The sequence below is a fragment of the Bacillus sp. FSL P2-0099 genome (assembly GCF_038007445.1).
Classification (GTDB): Bacteria; Bacillota; Bacilli; order Bacillales; family Bacillaceae_G; genus Bacillus_A; species Bacillus_A mycoides.
Genome location: NZ_JBBOXE010000002.1, coordinates 287,008 through 303,603, shown reverse-complemented (window position 1 = coordinate 303,603; position 16,596 = coordinate 287,008). Strand labels below are relative to the sequence as shown.

13 protein-coding genes and 4 pseudogenes are annotated in these 16,596 nt (G+C 30.7%); 5 read left to right on the top strand and 12 right to left on the bottom strand.

What is annotated here, in order from left to right; all coding sequences use genetic code 11:
• Positions 1-159: 159 nt before the first annotated feature.
• From MKY90_RS29120 to MKY90_RS29100, 5 genes and pseudogenes are all read right to left on the bottom strand, one after another.
• Positions 160-1,002: an arylamine N-acetyltransferase family protein gene (locus MKY90_RS29120; protein ID WP_061676092.1), complete on the bottom strand. Its 843-nt coding sequence runs from the start codon at positions 1,000-1,002 to the stop codon at positions 160-162.
• A gap of 269 nt (positions 1,003-1,271) precedes the next feature.
• Positions 1,272-3,002, bottom strand: a complete 1,731-nt coding sequence (locus tag MKY90_RS29115) for a methyl-accepting chemotaxis protein (protein WP_078204014.1) — start codon at positions 3,000-3,002, stop codon at positions 1,272-1,274.
• Between the two features lie 438 nt (positions 3,003-3,440).
• Positions 3,441-4,262, bottom strand: coding sequence for a peptidoglycan-N-acetylglucosamine deacetylase (locus MKY90_RS29110; RefSeq protein ID WP_078204015.1), 822 nt, complete (start codon positions 4,260-4,262; stop codon positions 3,441-3,443).
• Between the two features lie 73 nt (positions 4,263-4,335).
• Positions 4,336-4,842, bottom strand: a complete 507-nt coding sequence (locus MKY90_RS29105) for a DUF3902 family protein (RefSeq protein WP_061676089.1) — start codon at positions 4,840-4,842, stop codon at positions 4,336-4,338.
• 54 nt (positions 4,843-4,896) lie between these two features.
• Positions 4,897-5,572: pseudogene (locus MKY90_RS29100) on the bottom strand (D-serine ammonia-lyase); the annotation flags it as partial.
• 197 nt (positions 5,573-5,769) lie between these two features.
• Here MKY90_RS29100 and MKY90_RS29095 point away from each other — a divergent pair.
• Positions 5,770-6,324 (top strand): helix-turn-helix domain-containing protein, encoded by a 555-nt coding sequence (locus tag MKY90_RS29095; RefSeq protein ID WP_061676088.1) that lies wholly within the window; start codon positions 5,770-5,772, stop codon positions 6,322-6,324.
• 149 nt (positions 6,325-6,473) lie between these two features.
• Here the strand turns inward: MKY90_RS29095 and MKY90_RS29090 are convergent.
• A pseudogene (locus MKY90_RS29090) lies at positions 6,474-7,900 on the bottom strand (S-layer homology domain-containing protein).
• Between the two features lie 637 nt (positions 7,901-8,537).
• Between MKY90_RS29090 and MKY90_RS29085 the strand changes: the two are divergent.
• The gene (locus MKY90_RS29085) at positions 8,538-10,187 is read left to right on the top strand and encodes an S-layer homology domain-containing protein (protein ID WP_341093616.1); all 1,650 of its coding nucleotides are present in this window, start codon (positions 8,538-8,540) and stop codon (positions 10,185-10,187) included.
• 615 nt (positions 10,188-10,802) lie between these two features.
• Here the strand turns inward: MKY90_RS29085 and MKY90_RS29080 are convergent.
• Both MKY90_RS29080 and MKY90_RS29075 read right to left on the bottom strand, forming a co-directional pair.
• Positions 10,803-11,012, bottom strand: coding sequence for a hypothetical protein (locus MKY90_RS29080; RefSeq protein WP_341093615.1), 210 nt, complete (start codon positions 11,010-11,012; stop codon positions 10,803-10,805).
• A 640-nt stretch (positions 11,013-11,652) separates the two neighbouring features.
• A complete protein-coding gene (locus MKY90_RS29075) occupies positions 11,653-11,952 on the bottom strand; it encodes an ArsR/SmtB family transcription factor (RefSeq protein ID WP_061676085.1) in 300 nt (99 codons plus the stop codon).
• A 522-nt stretch (positions 11,953-12,474) separates the two neighbouring features.
• On the opposite strand from MKY90_RS29075, the gene MKY90_RS29070 reads away from it, so the two are divergent.
• Complete coding sequence (locus MKY90_RS29070; RefSeq protein WP_201053812.1) at positions 12,475-12,855, top strand: DUF4878 domain-containing protein; 381 nt, start codon at positions 12,475-12,477, stop codon at positions 12,853-12,855.
• A 37-nt stretch (positions 12,856-12,892) separates the two neighbouring features.
• Here MKY90_RS29070 and MKY90_RS29065 read toward each other — a convergent pair whose 3' ends face one another.
• The 4 genes and pseudogenes from MKY90_RS29065 to MKY90_RS29050 form a co-directional block, all read right to left on the bottom strand.
• Entirely contained in the window at positions 12,893-13,345 is a 453-nt protein-coding gene (locus MKY90_RS29065; protein WP_215588181.1) for an SMI1/KNR4 family protein, read from the bottom strand.
• A 14-nt stretch (positions 13,346-13,359) separates the two neighbouring features.
• Positions 13,360-13,551, bottom strand: a pseudogene (locus MKY90_RS29060) (HNH endonuclease); the annotation flags it as partial.
• 536 nt (positions 13,552-14,087) lie between these two features.
• On the bottom strand, positions 14,088-14,600 hold the full coding sequence (locus tag MKY90_RS29055) for a helix-turn-helix domain-containing protein (RefSeq protein ID WP_341093610.1): 513 nt from the start codon (positions 14,598-14,600) through the stop codon (positions 14,088-14,090).
• A 21-nt stretch (positions 14,601-14,621) separates the two neighbouring features.
• Complete coding sequence (locus tag MKY90_RS29050; protein WP_341093608.1) at positions 14,622-14,972, bottom strand: transposase; 351 nt, start codon at positions 14,970-14,972, stop codon at positions 14,622-14,624.
• Positions 14,973-15,204: 232 nt separating this feature from the next.
• On the opposite strand from MKY90_RS29050, the gene MKY90_RS29045 reads away from it, so the two are divergent.
• Together MKY90_RS29045 and MKY90_RS30515 are read left to right on the top strand one after the other, a co-directional pair.
• Complete coding sequence (locus MKY90_RS29045) at positions 15,205-16,248, top strand: tyrosine-type recombinase/integrase (RefSeq protein ID WP_016093774.1); 1,044 nt, start codon at positions 15,205-15,207, stop codon at positions 16,246-16,248.
• A 285-nt stretch (positions 16,249-16,533) separates the two neighbouring features.
• A pseudogene (locus tag MKY90_RS30515) lies at positions 16,534-16,596 on the top strand (XRE family transcriptional regulator); the annotation flags it as partial.

Sequence of the window (16,596 nt, the reverse complement as noted above, 5' to 3'; positions counted from 1 at the left end):
ATACTGCATAAAAAATTATGCTTTTCCACTCTTAAAACATATTGTAAATAAAGTATACTAACTATCTCAATTGAAATTATATAAAGGTATAAAAATGTAATTTTATTTAAACAAATCTATTTTTAAACGACAAAGAAATTTTATATGAGTTAGTTTAAGCTAGCCTCTTTCTAAAATTTTATCGAGGTATTTATCTAGAGAAATATTAAATACTTCTTTAAGAATCTGCTGATATTCTTCTTCATTTATAGTTCGTTTACTTTTTTGACCTTTTCTTGTTTCTGTAAAACTTTTTTTAGTAAGTGAAATATGTCCATCTTCAATTAATTTGCAGACAATGTATCCTTTGTTAAAAGGTGATTCGGGGTGCTCTACAATAATATTTTGTATAGCATTTACTTTGTTTGTATCTATTTCATCTAATGAAAATGCAAACCCAGTGCACCATGTATTAGTAGGTTCAGAATTAAGGAATTGGGCACTCTCCCCATTTTCTCCTTTTTTCATTTCTAGTAGGTAAGTTCCTTTTTCAGTATTCTGTTTACGAATACGATATTTTCCCGTTTGAGATGAGATCACTTCACCGCTAAATGGAACTGGGTGTAATGGAAGATGTGAGGCAAGTCCCCCATCTATGATGTATTTTTGATTATTATAATTTAAAATAATAATCACATGTCCATCGTCAGGCTTCCACTTATCACCACCTAAATCGTAGACCGTACCAGATATGCGATAGACATCAAATCCACAATCAAGTAAAAAATAATATAATACGGTATTGAGCTCGTAACATAGTCCTCCGCGTTGAGTTAATAGTAATTTTTCTTGAACATTTTTTCTAGTAATTTTCCGGATATTTTTGTTCATAACGTCTAAATTTTCATAAGGTATTACATATGCCATTTGCTGAAGAATTTCATGTAAATTTTCAAAGCTTACATCTTCTTTCGGAGATATCTGTAACCGTGAGAAAAAACTTTTTTGTAATTCAGTTAACACTGTGCATCAACTTCCATTTATAGAAAATTTAACCATTATCTATAATGGTACACTAAATAAATATATAATCAAGTGTAATAAAATAAAATCAAGTTCTTTATGGTATGTTTTTATATAAGACATAACATAAAGCTATTTATTATATGAAAATTTATCCAAAAACAAATTTCACGTTCCTTGAGGAAGGAGTCTTCTTGGCTAAAATGATAAAAAAGTACAGGCCTTTAATTGATTAAGGACCTGTACTTTTTTGTCATATTTGATATATTTTATTTCTCGTTTTTTTGCTCTTCAATAATAAATTTTGAAACTAATGCTGACAATGCTTCTACTTTTTCTTTTATTTTGTTAGATTGATTCGATATCTCCTCTATTGATGCTGCTTGTGATTGGATTGAATGTACAGTTTGAGTTGTTTCCTTAGCTACTTGTGTTGCAGTTTCAGAAACACTCGACATAGAGGCATTTACTTCTTCTGTACCGGCAGACATTTCTTCTGTCGCTGCAGATACTTCTTGAATTTGGCTAGTGATTTTATTAATAGCCACCATAATAGATGAGAATGCTTGATCTGCTTTATTAGCAGTTTCTTTTCCTTCCGAAGCTTTTTGTTGGCCTTTTTGCATTGCATCAACTGTATCTTTTGTATCTCTTTGAATTAATTGTATTAAATTATTGATTTCATTTGCGGATTTTTTAGACTTCTCAGCTAAATCCCCCACTTCTGCTGCCACCACCGCAAATCCTTTTCCATTTTCTCCAGCACGTGCAGCTTCAATTGAGGCGTTTAAGGCAAGAAGGTTTGTTTGTTCAGCAATATTAGTGATAGCATCCAGAGCTTTATCAATTTGCTGCGTACGTGTAACAAGCCTATCTATTACTTTGGATGTTTCTTCAACAACCTCATGAATACTATTCATTTGAAGTATAGATTGTTTTATCACTTCACTACCAGAATTGACTTGTTCTGTTGTTGTGACAGCCACTTCTGTAACCATTGCTGAAGATTCAGCTACTGTTTGAACTCCATTCGCAATTTCTTCCATTGATGATGAACTTTCTTGGATACTAGTAACTTGTCCTTCTATTTTTTCATCGACCTCAGATATAGTTTGAACAACCTCTCTTGATATATGAGATGCTCGTTTAGTATCTTGCAACATCCCATTGGTAGAAGAAATAACCTCTTGTGTTGTGATTTTTACTTCTCCAATTAATTGTTGCAAGTTATCCAGCATACTATTAAAAGACTTCACAATGCTTCCCAATTCATTATTTGATTTATAAGAAGTGCGTATTGTTAAGTCACCTTCAGATACTCGCTCCATATCTCTTTCTAATAATACAATTGGTTGTTTGATTGCACTTTTAATGATATAACCAATAAAAATGACTATTGCAATTGCTATAATGGAGATACTAATAAACAGCATCATGGTATTTGTTGCACTGTCAGTATTATTTTTTTGTAATTGATCTGCATTATTATTATTAAATTGGATAAGTTCACGAATTGCCTGAATTGACTTTTTCATATTAGGATCAACCTCTTTTAGGTAATAAGCATATGCTTCTTCATTATTAGATTGTCCCAAATCTTGTACTTTCTTCAGTTGTGTTCTTAATTCTTTAAATGTTGTATAAAATGTTGTATACAATTCTTTTTCTTTATTAGAACTAACTCTAGTCTCAAACTTCTTTAATAACTGATCAGTTTCTGTACGAGCTACATCTATTTCTGTCAAAAGCTCTTTTATTCTTTTTTCATCTTTTGATAGAATAGTTTCCTTTACATTCATATTGATAAGATAATAATTAGACTCTATTGCTCCTATCCACTGAATTGGTAATAAACTATCTTCATACATAGTAGTAGAAGCATACTCACCTTTTTTTAGACCCCAAAATCCTAGTATAGATAATATTATACAAGCAACACTTGCTATAACTACCAATACGTTTAATGTTGTGCCAATTTTACTGTTTTTTAAAAACGACAATTAAATCCTCCTAATTGTTATATATTGATTAAATGATAATTATATAAAAATAAACGACAAAATGCGACATTTAATTATTTATATCCATTGGAAAATCCGTAAAAGCTTTTCTAAAATAACGTAACTATTTATTTTAGAATTGATACATGTTTTAGGTTTAATCAATTTCTGTAGTGATAATGTAGTAGTTAAATCTGAATTTAACTACTATTTGCAAGGTGTAAGTTAATCTCCCCTCCAAGTAATAGTGTAACATCCATGTGTATACATGGTCTTTTTCACACTGTCTACCTAAAGGGGATAATATCAACTTAAATTAAATTAATAAAAAAATAGCCAGTTAAAAGAGCGTGTTTTCATTTATTAACTAAACACGCTCTTACATATATTTAAACCCTATATCATTTATTCCATTCTATAATTAATACATATTCTTTTTTATATCCGGTTATCATGCCAGAAGTTTATTGGAAAATGATTATTCTCATCATAAGCTTCAAATTCATAACCTTTTTCTTTTAATCCTTTTATAATTGCTGGAACTGCCGCGACAGATTGTGGATGAATATCATGCATTAAAACAATTTCTTTTGAAGACGTCGCACCTGCTAATACATTTTGAACAGTTTTTGCAGCTGCTACATCAACGGGTAATTTATTGTATTTCCAATCTAAAGAATCAATTGTCCAATCCCAAACTTTTAAATTATTCACGACCACTTCATTTCGAAGTAATTCATTTAAGCCAGGCATTGATCCATATGGTGGGCGTGTTAATTTCGGTGCGTTTCCAATAACATTTCTAATTAAAGATTGATCCTCTTTCATTTCCTTAACATATTCCTTATTGGTGTATAACTTTTTAAAATCATGTGTCATGCTATGCATGCCAACATAATGGTTCTCTACATGCTCTCGTTTCACTAAATCTGGGAACCTTTTCACATTATCACCAATTAAAAAGAATGTTGCTTTTACATTATTTTTCTTTAATACATCTAATAGGTTAGCTGTATATTTTCCTGGTCCATCATCAAAAGTTAAATATACAACTTTTCTTTCTTTACCATCAAAACGACTAGGTATCGATTTTTTTAATTCATTTTTAGGTAGACTGCTCACTTGTTGAACACTGTTTACCTCTTTCGCATTTACCAGCTTAGGGTTCGTAATAGATTGAAACATGTAATAACCTATTGATACTAATATAATGGCAAATAATACACTTATAATTCGCTTTTTCTTAAGCTTAATTCTCATTCTATAATTCTTCTTTCTAATTTATTAACTGAGTTCATGTTGGATTATCTACTTTTATACTATTTAAATGCTACTACCATCCTGCACTTGCATTCATACCAGTTGCCATAAAAGTAATAAATAACGGCCAAAATAACGGCCATAACGTAAGAAGTATATTTAGAAGTATAAGTATACTATATACCCCAGGGAAATTATGATTTTTACGATTTACAAATACTAAAATCACTAATAATATTATGGGTATTAAATATAAAAATAGCATTAGAAACCAATACCATGTCATTAAAGTAAGACTCAATGGTCCTAATATCTCGTGTACAACTCCGAATGATATTCCTAATACTCCAAAACTAAAGGTTGTAATTATTGTTTTTAGAAGCACTTTAGCGAATTTTGAGTCGTACGTTTTTCTGCTATATAGACCTATCACAATATACAATGATAGATATGCCATTAATACACCTATCCAAATCAATAGCCAGTCTGCATCTAACATAAAGAAGACAAACAGCGACCAACACACCCCTACTATTGAAAAAACAAGGGAAATAATTATATTTTTTAAAACTGGTTTCATGTTCATTTCACATCCTTTAAAAACTTAAGAATACATTATTAGCTTGTATTCTTCTTTTTCTACCGCTTTACTATAGTCTGTTGTATATTCAATAACAGTAATGCCTTTACTTCTAAGTAGATTCTTTTTCCACGTTTTCGCATCAGTTGACATATGGACAGTTACATTGAATCCTAACTTTACACTCATAATTCCAATGCTTAACCCTAAATTTCCGGTCGAACCTACTGCAATTGAATAATTTGAAAAGAATGTTCTAAACCTGTCACTATCTAATACGGAATAATCATCTTGTTTAGTTAATAAATGATGTTTCAAAGCTAAATCTTCGGCGTGTTTTAATACCTCATATACTCCGCCTCTTGCTTTAATAGATCCTGAAATGGGAAGATGACTATTACATTTTAGTAATAATTGTCCTGGTATTTCCTCTTTATATTCTTCTTGCAGATATTGTTTCATGGAATTAATATTTACTAGTGGCGATTCAATAATGCCATTCGCCTCTTGTGTTTCAGGAAAAACTTTTGCATTATTATGGAGCAAATCGTTTTAATCGATCTTCTGCATCTATAACATCCACTCTAGTTAAAGTACTAGCTAGAATAAAAGATTCAAAATCTGTCTTACTTGGGTTAAGCAAAAAAACTTCCTCGGTTTCAATTAATTTTTGAAAAAATGGATACTTCTTTCTCAAATTCTCTTTTGTTTCATTTGCAATTTCTCTCAGTCATAAACCCCCTTGTAAATATAATCAATCCATTTCAATCACTTCACGTCTTATTTAATATTCTTACAACGATATAAATGTTTGAAAATTAATCATAATTTATTATAATTAAGTATATATTAACAATGTATTAAGTATAAGTAAATAAAATTAATTTTGATTTAATAAATTTCAATCATTTAAAGGGGATTATGTATATGAACAATATTAATGTTGGTCAAAAAATTATGGGATTTAGAAAAGGTGCAGGATTAACTAGTAAACGTTTAGCTGAATTAGCTGATATAACACCTTCCATGTTAAGTCAGATTGAGAAAGGGATCACGAATCCATCATTACAAACACTAAAATTAATTTCTGTTGCATTAAATATTCCTTTATTTAATTTTTTCTTGGAAGATACCAATACAGAAGAATTAGTTGTAAGAGCGGAACAAAGAAAACAAATAACCTTCCCTGAAAGCGGTAATGTTTCGTATGAGTTATTATCTCCTAATTTAGATGGATCACTGGAATTGGCTTTAATGAATCTGCTACCTCAAACCGCTTCATCTATGGAGCCTGTGGCACATAAAGGTGAAGAAATAGCATTTATTATGGAAGGACAAGTAAAACTATATCTAAATGATGAGGTTCTACTTCTTAATCCAGGTGATAGTGTTAAAATCCCACCATACGCAAAACATAAATGGGAAAACACTTCTTTACACAAAGTCACGGTTATATTTGGAGTAACCCCACCATCTTTTTAATTTTAAATACTAGCGCATAAAAGTTAGAGGAAATAATTCTCTAACTTTTTTGTATACATAACTATATTTAAAAAAAGTAAAAAACTTGTCTCATAATTATATGGGATTATAATCTAAACGATTAAGAGTAGTGAGAGAGACCTTTCTAATTACATACTTAAATTACTTTTTAATGCCCAGTATTTTTCTCCATTAGTTTCAAAAGAGAATTCTATCCATCCATTTGGATCTTCACGATAAATAAAGATGTTTGTTCCAGGAGTTACTGTACCAACTTTATTTTCATCGACTGTTACATCTGATTTACTTTTAATTTTTAAATGAAATGGATAAGGTACATGATAGTAAGCGGCTGATGATACAATATTTGCGCTCGAACCATCTTCATACATTTTATACGGTATTTCATTAGATAACGCTTCGACATCTAATGTTTCAGGGTTCTTCGGTAATTTTTTTGCATGTGTATAGTCTTTTGCACGGAACGGTTTAATACGCCCCATAATACCTGCAATTTTGTTAGCCCATCCTTTATCTGATGCATATTTCACGTTCATACCAGCTAACGTTGGTCCGTTATAATGCATACCATCTTCTTCTAAATATCTTTCTCGCACATAATTAGCATTATAAGCAATACTGTCGCTGTAGGTTGGTAAATATTTTGCATATTTAAACGGATCTCCATCATATGCACGTAATCCGAATAGATTATGTTTTTGATATGCAATTTCTGATTTTCCATATCCAGATTCTAAAATTGCATGAGCGGCTAAATATAGAGCATTTACACCATATTTATTTTGTGCGTTGATAAAGTCTTTCCCATGTCCAACTAATGGACTATCTGAATGGTATTGTGCAATAAAACTATCAATTTCTTGGGCAGTAATATTAGAAGCCACTGTTAAGTTTAAATCTTCATATGATGTAGCAGTAATGATTTCTTTGTCTTCTAAACCATTGTTTTGATTTTGTTGCAACATATCAGTTTTAGCAGTAAGTTGAGCGGCTTCAGCTCGTGTTATGAATCTATTTGGTTGCCAACCATTATCAGTCCCAACTGAGATTTTTAAGTTAATTAAAATATTGGCGAATTTTTCACCCCAATGTCCTTTTAAATCCTCAAATTTACTTTGGCCATTATCATTTGTTGTACTCTGTAGTTTATAAGCATTTACTAGCATTGTCGCCATAGCAGCACGTGTAACTTTTCCAGTTGGATTGAAGATGCCATTCCCTTCACCTTTAATAATGCCAGCTTTTTCAGCAGCAGCAATATAGGGAGTAGCCCAATGGTTTTGGGTATCTGTAAAGGAAGGTTTTGCATTGAAGTCAATTTTCGTACCCAAAACTCTTGTCATAATAGTCGCCGCAGAAGCTCTGTCTAATGAATCATTTGACCCAAAAATCCCACCTGGGTAGCCACTTAATACTTGTTTATCTACTAAATAATTTACAGATTCCTCTGCCCACTTTGGAACATCAGGAAATTTTTGAGTATCTGCAAATATATTAGATGAGTAGGATAGTGACTTCCTGCAATAATTCCTGTAGCAATTAACTTGGATTTCATAAAATATTCTCCTTCTAAATCTTAATTTCTATCCATTCTCATGCATTTAATTTACATTATTCCCTTATTAAGAAATAAGAATAAAAAATTGCAATGAATGTTGGTTTGTTTATTGAATAATTAACCATATTTTTAATGGAAAATATATATAAGGAATTGTGTAAACAAAAGCTCTTTATTCAACAGAGTATATAGAGAAAAAGTTCTCTATCAATATACATCTCTTAAAATTTTATAAGCGTAACATACATTTAGTTCAATGATTGTAGTTATTTACATATAAGTGTCAATGAATAAATATAAGTTTATATTCAACTTTTTTATTAAATTCAAGTTGGTTTTGTATTCTTGTTAAACTAGTAAATACACTTGAGAATTAATATCAATTCATTATAGTTAAGTATACATTAATAAGTCAATACATTATTAAATTTTAGTAAATAAAATTAATTTATATTGATTCTTTATGTAAATGTTATACATTTATGTTAAAGTTATTCATTGACACTCGTGCATATAAGTAACTATAATCGTTACACCAAATTGAATAGATGTCAGCATCATCACAAACATATAAATATAAAAATAAAAAAACTCAATTTGGTAATACAATAGATTGGTAGAGGTGTATATTTTTATGAAGCGAAAATTAATCACAACAGGTCTCCTCGCGGGGGCTATATTATCCTATTCTTCTAGTATTTTTGCGGATACTCAAAAGTTTCCTGATGTTCCAAAGTGGGCAGAGGAATCTGTAAATTATTTAGTAGATAAACAAGCTATATCAGGTTTACCAGATGGTACCTTTGGCTCAAACGCTACGTTAGATCGAGCTTCCGCCGCAACAATTATAACAAAAGCCTTAGGGATAAAAATTGATACAAAAGCCAAACCTTCTTTTACAGATACCCAAGACCACTGGGCTACTCCCTATATTGCTGCTGCTGAAAAAACTGGCATTATTAAAGGTGAAGGGAATGGACTCTTCAATCCATCCGGAAAAGTTACTCGTGCTGCCATGGCTACTATGCTAGTAAATGCTTATAAACTACAGAGTACAACAAATGATAATGGCCAAAGTAAATTTGAAGATCTAAAAGGACATTGGGGAGAAAAATATGCCAATATTTTGATTGACTTAAAAATTTCCGCTGGTACTGATAATGGTTGGCAACCAAATAGAGTGATAACACGTGTTGAAGCTGTTCAACTTACTGCTAAAACTGATATGTTGTCTAGAGAGATGAATAGTGAATTAAAAGAAAAAGACTATACAAATACTAATACTCTTCTAAATCAGCATCAAAAGCGTTCGGGTAAAGTAATTGAAAAAACAGAAGAAGGTTTAGTGGTTTCTGGTGAAAATTCAAGTGTATACGCTATCGTTTCTTCCCTTGAGGTCCTTAGAGATATTCAGATTGGGGATACCGTTACCATTTATGCACCTATTTTTATAGGATCAATACCAGGTCAACCAGATACAGCTAAATATGCAATTGTTCAAAAAGAAAATGAAGAAAACGTGCTAAAAAAACAATATAAAATGCACACTGGAAATGTAATCAATAAATCAAATGACGCTATTGAAATTTCTAGTGAAGATTCGACTGTTAGTGCTATCGTTTCTCCTGAAATCTTACAAGATATAAATATTGGAGATACCATTACTATTTATGGGGCATATTTTATGAATAATATGGCAACTGGTGGATTGTCTGCTAAAGCTCCAATCATCGAAAAGTTGGCAAGTAAGACAGTGACTCCTAATACAAGTGTAGATAAATCGAATTCTATATCAGAATTCGATAAAAAAGAACAAAATGCTCTGAATCAACACCAAAAACGTTCTGGTAAAGTAATTGAAAAAAAAGAAGACGGATTGGTGGTTTCCGGTGAAAACTCAAGTGTATATGCTATCGTTTCTTCCCCTGGGATACTTAAAGATATTCAGATTGGGGATACCGTTACCATTTATGCTCCTGTTTTTATAGGATCAATACCAGGTCAACCAGCAATAGCTAAATATGCAATTGTTCAAAAAGAAAATAAAGAAAAAGTGTTAAAAAACCAATATATAATGCACACTGGAAATGTAATCAATAAAACAAAGGACACTATCCAAATTTCTAGTGAAGGCCTGACCGTTACTGCTGTTGTTTCTTCGGAAGTGCTTGAGAATATTCAAGTTGGGGATACGGTTACTATGTATGGTGCAGATTTTATGAGAAATCTATCAAATGATGAATTATCTGCTAAAGCTCCAATCATTGAAAAGTTGGCAAAATAAATATTAGGTTTCCAATGGGAAAATCCCCATACTAATAAGTATATAGATGCTATTTCTCTAATATCTATGGTTGTGTTAGTTATTTAAAATTGATATAAATTTGCTTTGTCTAAAGCTAAAAATAAGAGGCTTCTTACAATTAAGAAGCTTCTTGTCTTTTGTATAAGTGAATGGGATTTATAATTATTAAAATGGAACATTTTATCCCCTATAAATCTATTTATTTAGAATAATTTCATGGATATTTTATTATAAGCTAAGTATTTTAAGGTTTCTTGTCCCTAGTTCAAAAAGTTTAGACTTTCATGTCACATTATTGAGACATGAAAGTACCTACAAAATTTATGATAATGGCTATTTATCAACGATTGTTCATGAGATTTTAGTTTAGAGTTTTATGTCTTTCTACAACAAGGATGTACAAAGACATGAAAGTGGGAACTATTTAGACAAGAAAGTCTAAACTTTCATTTTTGGAATTTGATTGGGACAAGAAAATCCAAACTAAAATTTTATAGATTTACATAACTAAATACATGTAATTTTGTGTGAACGTATAGGTTTAAATACTACGTTACTTTTATTTATAAAGAAAAGACACCCTAAGATGCCTTTCTACTCTGTAACAAATTTAAATACACAGTACATAAAAAATAGACAAGATAGATATGCTAGTCTGCCAGCGATCGATTCTCTCATAAATTTCATAAGTATGACTTTGACAAGCAATGATAAGAATAACGGTATAAACAGTACCATAGCAAGTTTGATCGCTATTTCATTTATTGTTGGATTAAATGGTTCGAAATTAATTATAATATTCACTTACCTTTCCTTTAACTATTTATTTATATACTACAATTATATAAATAAATAGTTAAAGGATACCATAAGGTTCCTTCCTACAACTGAACCATCTTAATTTTAAGCGGTTCTGGTGCAAATATAGGACACATTTCAAGGAACAATCAGGATTCCTACCGGAATTGTTCTTTTTTATCATATGCATGGCTTCTACTCCTATATGATATTACCCTATATAACAAAAAAAGCACCGCTATGGATGCTTTAGCCTACATATTCTTCAATTTTACTAAAGATACAATTAATAGCAGGTACTACGCATGCAGATGCTACAATTGCAGAAATAAGTTTAACAAAAAATAAGCTTACAGTCATATTAACACCCCCTGCTCTAATAATAAGCAGGAAACATTACATGAATTTTAAAATCTTATTATATTAATATTTTTTGTTTATCTTTGTTACAAAGATAAACACGTTCATTAAAGAGCGTGTTTTAATACTGCTACTAACTCATTTATACTTTTCATTTCTTCAATGAAGTCTTCATGTCTTGAATATAGCCAAGATGTTATACTATAACGTTTTTATGTTTTTTATAAAATAAAAAATAGGTGAATTGTAATCCCTGTTTGGGTGTACATCCACCTATTTTTTCAATTTAATTAGCATGACCCAGTATTTGTATGATTTTATCAGCTTTGGAGCTTTGAATATAATAGTACATCTCTAACCCTTTTCTTTCAGCTTTCAGTGCTTTCCCTTTCATTTTGGATAAATGTTGCGATACTGTTGATTGTGGAATATCCAAAATATTAGTTAATTGTGTTACATTTAATTTCTTGCTCTTAGCCAATTCACTAACAATTTGTAGACGTATTGGATGAGCCATAACTTTTAATAGTTCAACATTTTCTTCAGAAACTAAACCTTGTACATTATCATTATTAAATTTGTTCATAATACAACCTCGCATTCAATTTATATTTTATTCAAATTTTCAATGTATATTCCTAATATTATTATATTAAAATCCCCTGTGCGTTTAACTATGAATTAATTATATAATTTCAACTTGTGCTATGTGCGGAGTTAATATGTGTTTGTCGTGAAGTTTTTTAGATGTGTTTAGTAATTAAAAAAGCTACAAAGAAATTTTATCTCTTTGTAGCTTTGAATTAATGAATTATGCAGTATAAAAATACTAGTGCCATCAATATACCCATTTTTAAAGTAAAGATAAGTGAATCCGATTTTATGATTTTAAAAATGAATGTGTCTGTTATACTAGTGTATATAATTGAAATCAAAATTATAGTAATAGGTAGATTTCCCCTACTTCCCTTCACTTTTAATACCTTTAATATCATAAAAATAATATCTAAAAATATATAGTTTTACAGTTTTGATTATTATATACTTATACAAGTAATTTAGCCCTTTTTAAGAGTTAAAATTACGTTATATATAAGGAGTGGTTTGAATGAAGAACAAATTTACACGTATGATCATGTTAATGGTGGTAATGGCCTTATCAGTTACAGCACTTGCAGCATGTGGAAATAATCGTGATCCTGAAGAAGTTGCTACAGCGTATTTCGAAGATGCAAAAGAAGGAAATGTAAAAGATTTTGGAGAGTTATTCACTCCTGAAGCGAAGAAAATCGTTGCTTTTGTGGGCGGAAATGCAGAACTAATCAAATCCGTTAGCAAGGATCTTAAAAGCTATAAAATTCGAAAAATCGAAGAGAAAAATGAAATTGCTACAGTAACTGTTGATGCTGTATATAAAGGTAATCCTAAAAAAGTAATCGTAATTGAACTAGAGAAAACGGATGATGGTTGGAAAATTAGTAAATCATAAAAAACGGTCTAGAATTCTAGGCCGTTTTTTAGTTTCCTCAATCTTCTTCTTCGAAATCACGTAGACTAGCAAGTAATTCTGTAAGTGTTGAGCAAACAGGATATATTGCTTCCTCTATGTCTTCTTCCTCATGATCCCAGAATACGATTGTTGGTGAATCAGTGTTGTTTCGATAATCAAAGCATAGAAGATTGCCGAATGGATCTCTAGCAAAAGGATATATTTTGTCAGGTAATCTATCTTTCGTATTATTATATGTTTCTAGAAATGAATATTTTCTATCAGAATCTAAGGTTAAAAGATTATTAAGTGAATTTTCATCTTGATTTGGAATATTAAATGTATCTGGCGTTGGATATCCACCATCATATTCTTGTACACACTCAAGAAAATCATTAGGAAATTTAATATTTAAGTATTGTTCTAATTGTTTAATTTGGTCATCTGTTACTCTTTTTTCATTTATATTAATCCATGTAATGTGACTCATGGCTAAGTACCTCCCTATTTATCGCTATCTTTTCCCAAAATTTTATATCCACCTGTATGACCAGTATCATGATGAGTCTGATAATCTACAAGTTGCATCATTCCAGTGTCTTGATGATGATGCCATGTATAATGCTCTGGAGTTTTTCCTATTTTAAATAATTGAATTTCTTCATCCGTAAATTTTAAAGCCAATTCAGTCTTTTCATAATCTATTAGTTTAGGATTTTGAAAAGATTTTAGTTTACTATAATCTAAATATGTATACTATATTTCTTGTTTTTTCATAATTTATTATAGTTTGATATGCTGTTTTTTATTATGTAAATTTCAAATAAAGCTTGTATGCTTTTTGATGTATTCCGCGATATATGTCTGCCCGAACTCTCTAGCATTCTCATAGGCCTACCAAGTTCCAAATGAAGTCTTTGTATTTATAATCCTGGGATCCTTACCTCTCATTTCTTTCTTTACACTTTTTTCAACTTAAATAAAACGCTCTTAAAATTATTTGTTATCTTTCCCTCTATTTTCTATATTATATATATAAACCCTTTTTTGTAATTACAATGAATTTTTTCCGGAACGGACCCAAAAAAAACGACCTCTCAAATTCATCTGTAAACAACATTGTCATCTTAGGTAATGTATTTAGACCTGATAGTTAAAAAATCTCTTAAAAATAAAAATAGACCACTTAGAACGTTTTTGTGTTTTTTAGAGGTCTATTCTCACTAGAATTTCTATTCTTCTATGTCTTCTTTTACTTCTGCGGATAAAATGTCTTCAGCAAACTTCTTGTAGCCATTATATCCTTTCTTTGCAGCCTTTTTCTTTATTGCTTCTACTACCTTTTCATCAAGATATAGACTTAAATGCTGCTTTTTTTCTTTCGACTCCTCTTTTGATCTATTTTCAATTCTTTCTTTGAAAATTTCCAGATCGTTTTTTAAGTACAATCGTTTAGTAGATTTCCCTTTAGCAATCTCTTTAAAGGGCAATATCCCATCTTTAGCTGCATTATGAACGTAAGTCTTAGATTTATTTAGAAATTCAGCCGCTTCTTTTAATGTTAAAGAGTCTTTGTATAATTCCTCTAACCTTTTTACATCTTCTTGCTCAAAACGATATCCACCATCTGCTTTCCAGGTATCCAGATTGATAGGTTCGATGTGTTTATACTTAATTAAATAGCCTAATTGATTTTTTGTTAAACCTACCCTATCGCATAACTCTTCTAAAGATAAATAGTCCATTTCTCACCTCATCCGAAACTTTCATTCTAGCTGTTGTTTAAATTTTCTTAGTTGATACTTTGTTAAACCTGTTTCTTTTACTACATCTGTGATTGAGTACTCCTTATACTGCAGATACTTAAATGGATTTTCCATATAACGTTCTCGTACCTTATTAAATGTACTCTTTTTCGATAAAGAATTCAATTTCTCTCCTTTCTCTCGGATGTAATCGAAAATGGGACAACCTTTGCAATGTTTATAGTTTCTTTGTTTTGCCTGTTCTTGCTCATCTGTACAATTCACTGATAGGTTGTTCAGAGGGCAAATTGAACAATGGGTATCTTCTAAATTATAGATTTCATGTAAAATTTTCCGACGAAGATTAGTCAAAAAAATCTCCTCCTACCGCACTTGGATTGAAATGTACAAAAAAAAAAATTAAACATTTCCATTATACATCATCTAAACAGAAACGTTAAATATTAAGGTAAAAATATATATTTAAACATTTCATTTTATACCACAATAAATAATGCATTTATTGTGGTATAATTAGAATCATAAAAATTTATATAAAAATTATTTGTTTAATATTTCATTCTACTAAAGGTTGTGTTTAAATTTGAATATTATAAATTACGAACATAGTAACCAACTTGTAAAATCAAAATCAGATTTTTTTGATAGCAGTCATTTTGAAAAAATTATGGGTATGGGCATCAGGAATATTGACTATTCTAAATTAAGTGAAGAATCATTGGTTTATTTATTTCTACACGATGAACCTTCTTTAACGAAAAAAAGAAGTGAACGAACAAAAAAGATTTATCTGCATGATCTGTCTCATTTTCTTCGCTACATAAAAGAAACAATCGGAACCATTCACGATTTATCCCATAATGAGATGGAAATCTATTTCTATCAACTAAGTAAGAAGTATGCTGCCACTACATTACGTCGAAAGAAAACGGTAGTCCAGCAGTTTCTAAAATACGTTTATGATAACACGGGTCTCTCAGATGACTATAGTAGTCGTCTCAAAAAAGTATCTGTAAAAAAAGAAGATCTGGTCAATCGTGACCTCTTTCCTGAAGAAGTAAATGAAATACTAGATGCACTGAAGAAAACAAGTTTCTTTATGTATACATTGTTTTTCCTTCTTACGACTACTGGACTCCGGATTGAGGAAGTTGCAAACGCAAAATGGGCAGATCTTGTATTCCATTCCTCATTAAATGCTTATCTCTTGCGTGTAGTTGGGAAAGGGAATAAAGCCAGGGAAGTTCGTATTTTTGAAGATGTACTCGACGATATCTGTCGCCTTCGTCAATTGCGTAAACAAACTAGTGAATTGGACGCCTCTAGTACATCTGCTTTTCTACCTAAAGCCGATGGCTCTTACTATAGGGCCGACTACTTATCAAAATATGTAGCAGAAAAGATTGAAGAAACAAACTTACCATTTTTACGTTACCGAAAGGATAGAATTACCCCCCATACCTGCAGACATTTCTTTGCGAATCATTTGATGGGAAAAGGTGTCGAACTTAAGAAAATACGTGACTATTTAGGACACGAATCTATTATGACGACGGAACGCTATTTAAGGGAACGTACAAGACGTCAAAACTTGGCCACAATAGATATAGGAAATTCATTGTTTTAGTAAACATATATAATAGGAAGATTCTCGATTTGATGTATCGATTTCTTCCTATTTTTTCGCGTATAGAATTATAAATGGCTTTCTATTATCACAACATCAAGACTAACTATTACAAATAAAAATAATTTATGACTTATTATAAGTCATAAGGATGCAATTTAACTTTTCTGTTTTACACTAACGTTATAAATCAGAAAGGAAATGTGATGATATGTCTCAACTAAGTAAGTGACTTGCTGAGTTGAGAAAAAACAGGGATATACTCAATTCGATGTAGCATATCGCCTGAATATCGCACGTACCACATATGCCAATTGGGAATATGGAAAAACTGACCCAGAAGCAGAT

Coding starts and splice junctions, on each gene's coding strand:
- MKY90_RS29110 (WP_078204015.1), bottom strand. CDS start 4,262: ATGAGAATTAAGCTTAAGAAAAAGCGAATTATAAGTGTATTATTTGCC.
- MKY90_RS29105 (WP_061676089.1), bottom strand. CDS start 4,842: ATGAAACCAGTTTTAAAAAATATAATTATTTCCCTTGTTTTTTCAATA.
- MKY90_RS29095 (WP_061676088.1), top strand. CDS start 5,770: ATGAACAATATTAATGTTGGTCAAAAAATTATGGGATTTAGAAAAGGT.
- MKY90_RS29085 (WP_341093616.1), top strand. CDS start 8,538: ATGAAGCGAAAATTAATCACAACAGGTCTCCTCGCGGGGGCTATATTA.
- MKY90_RS29075 (WP_061676085.1), bottom strand. CDS start 11,952: ATGAACAAATTTAATAATGATAATGTACAAGGTTTAGTTTCTGAAGAA.
- MKY90_RS29070 (WP_201053812.1), top strand. CDS start 12,475: ATGAAGAACAAATTTACACGTATGATCATGTTAATGGTGGTAATGGCC.
- MKY90_RS29065 (WP_215588181.1), bottom strand. CDS start 13,345: ATGAGTCACATTACATGGATTAATATAAATGAAAAAAGAGTAACAGAT.
- MKY90_RS29055 (WP_341093610.1), bottom strand. CDS start 14,600: ATGGACTATTTATCTTTAGAAGAGTTATGCGATAGGGTAGGTTTAACA.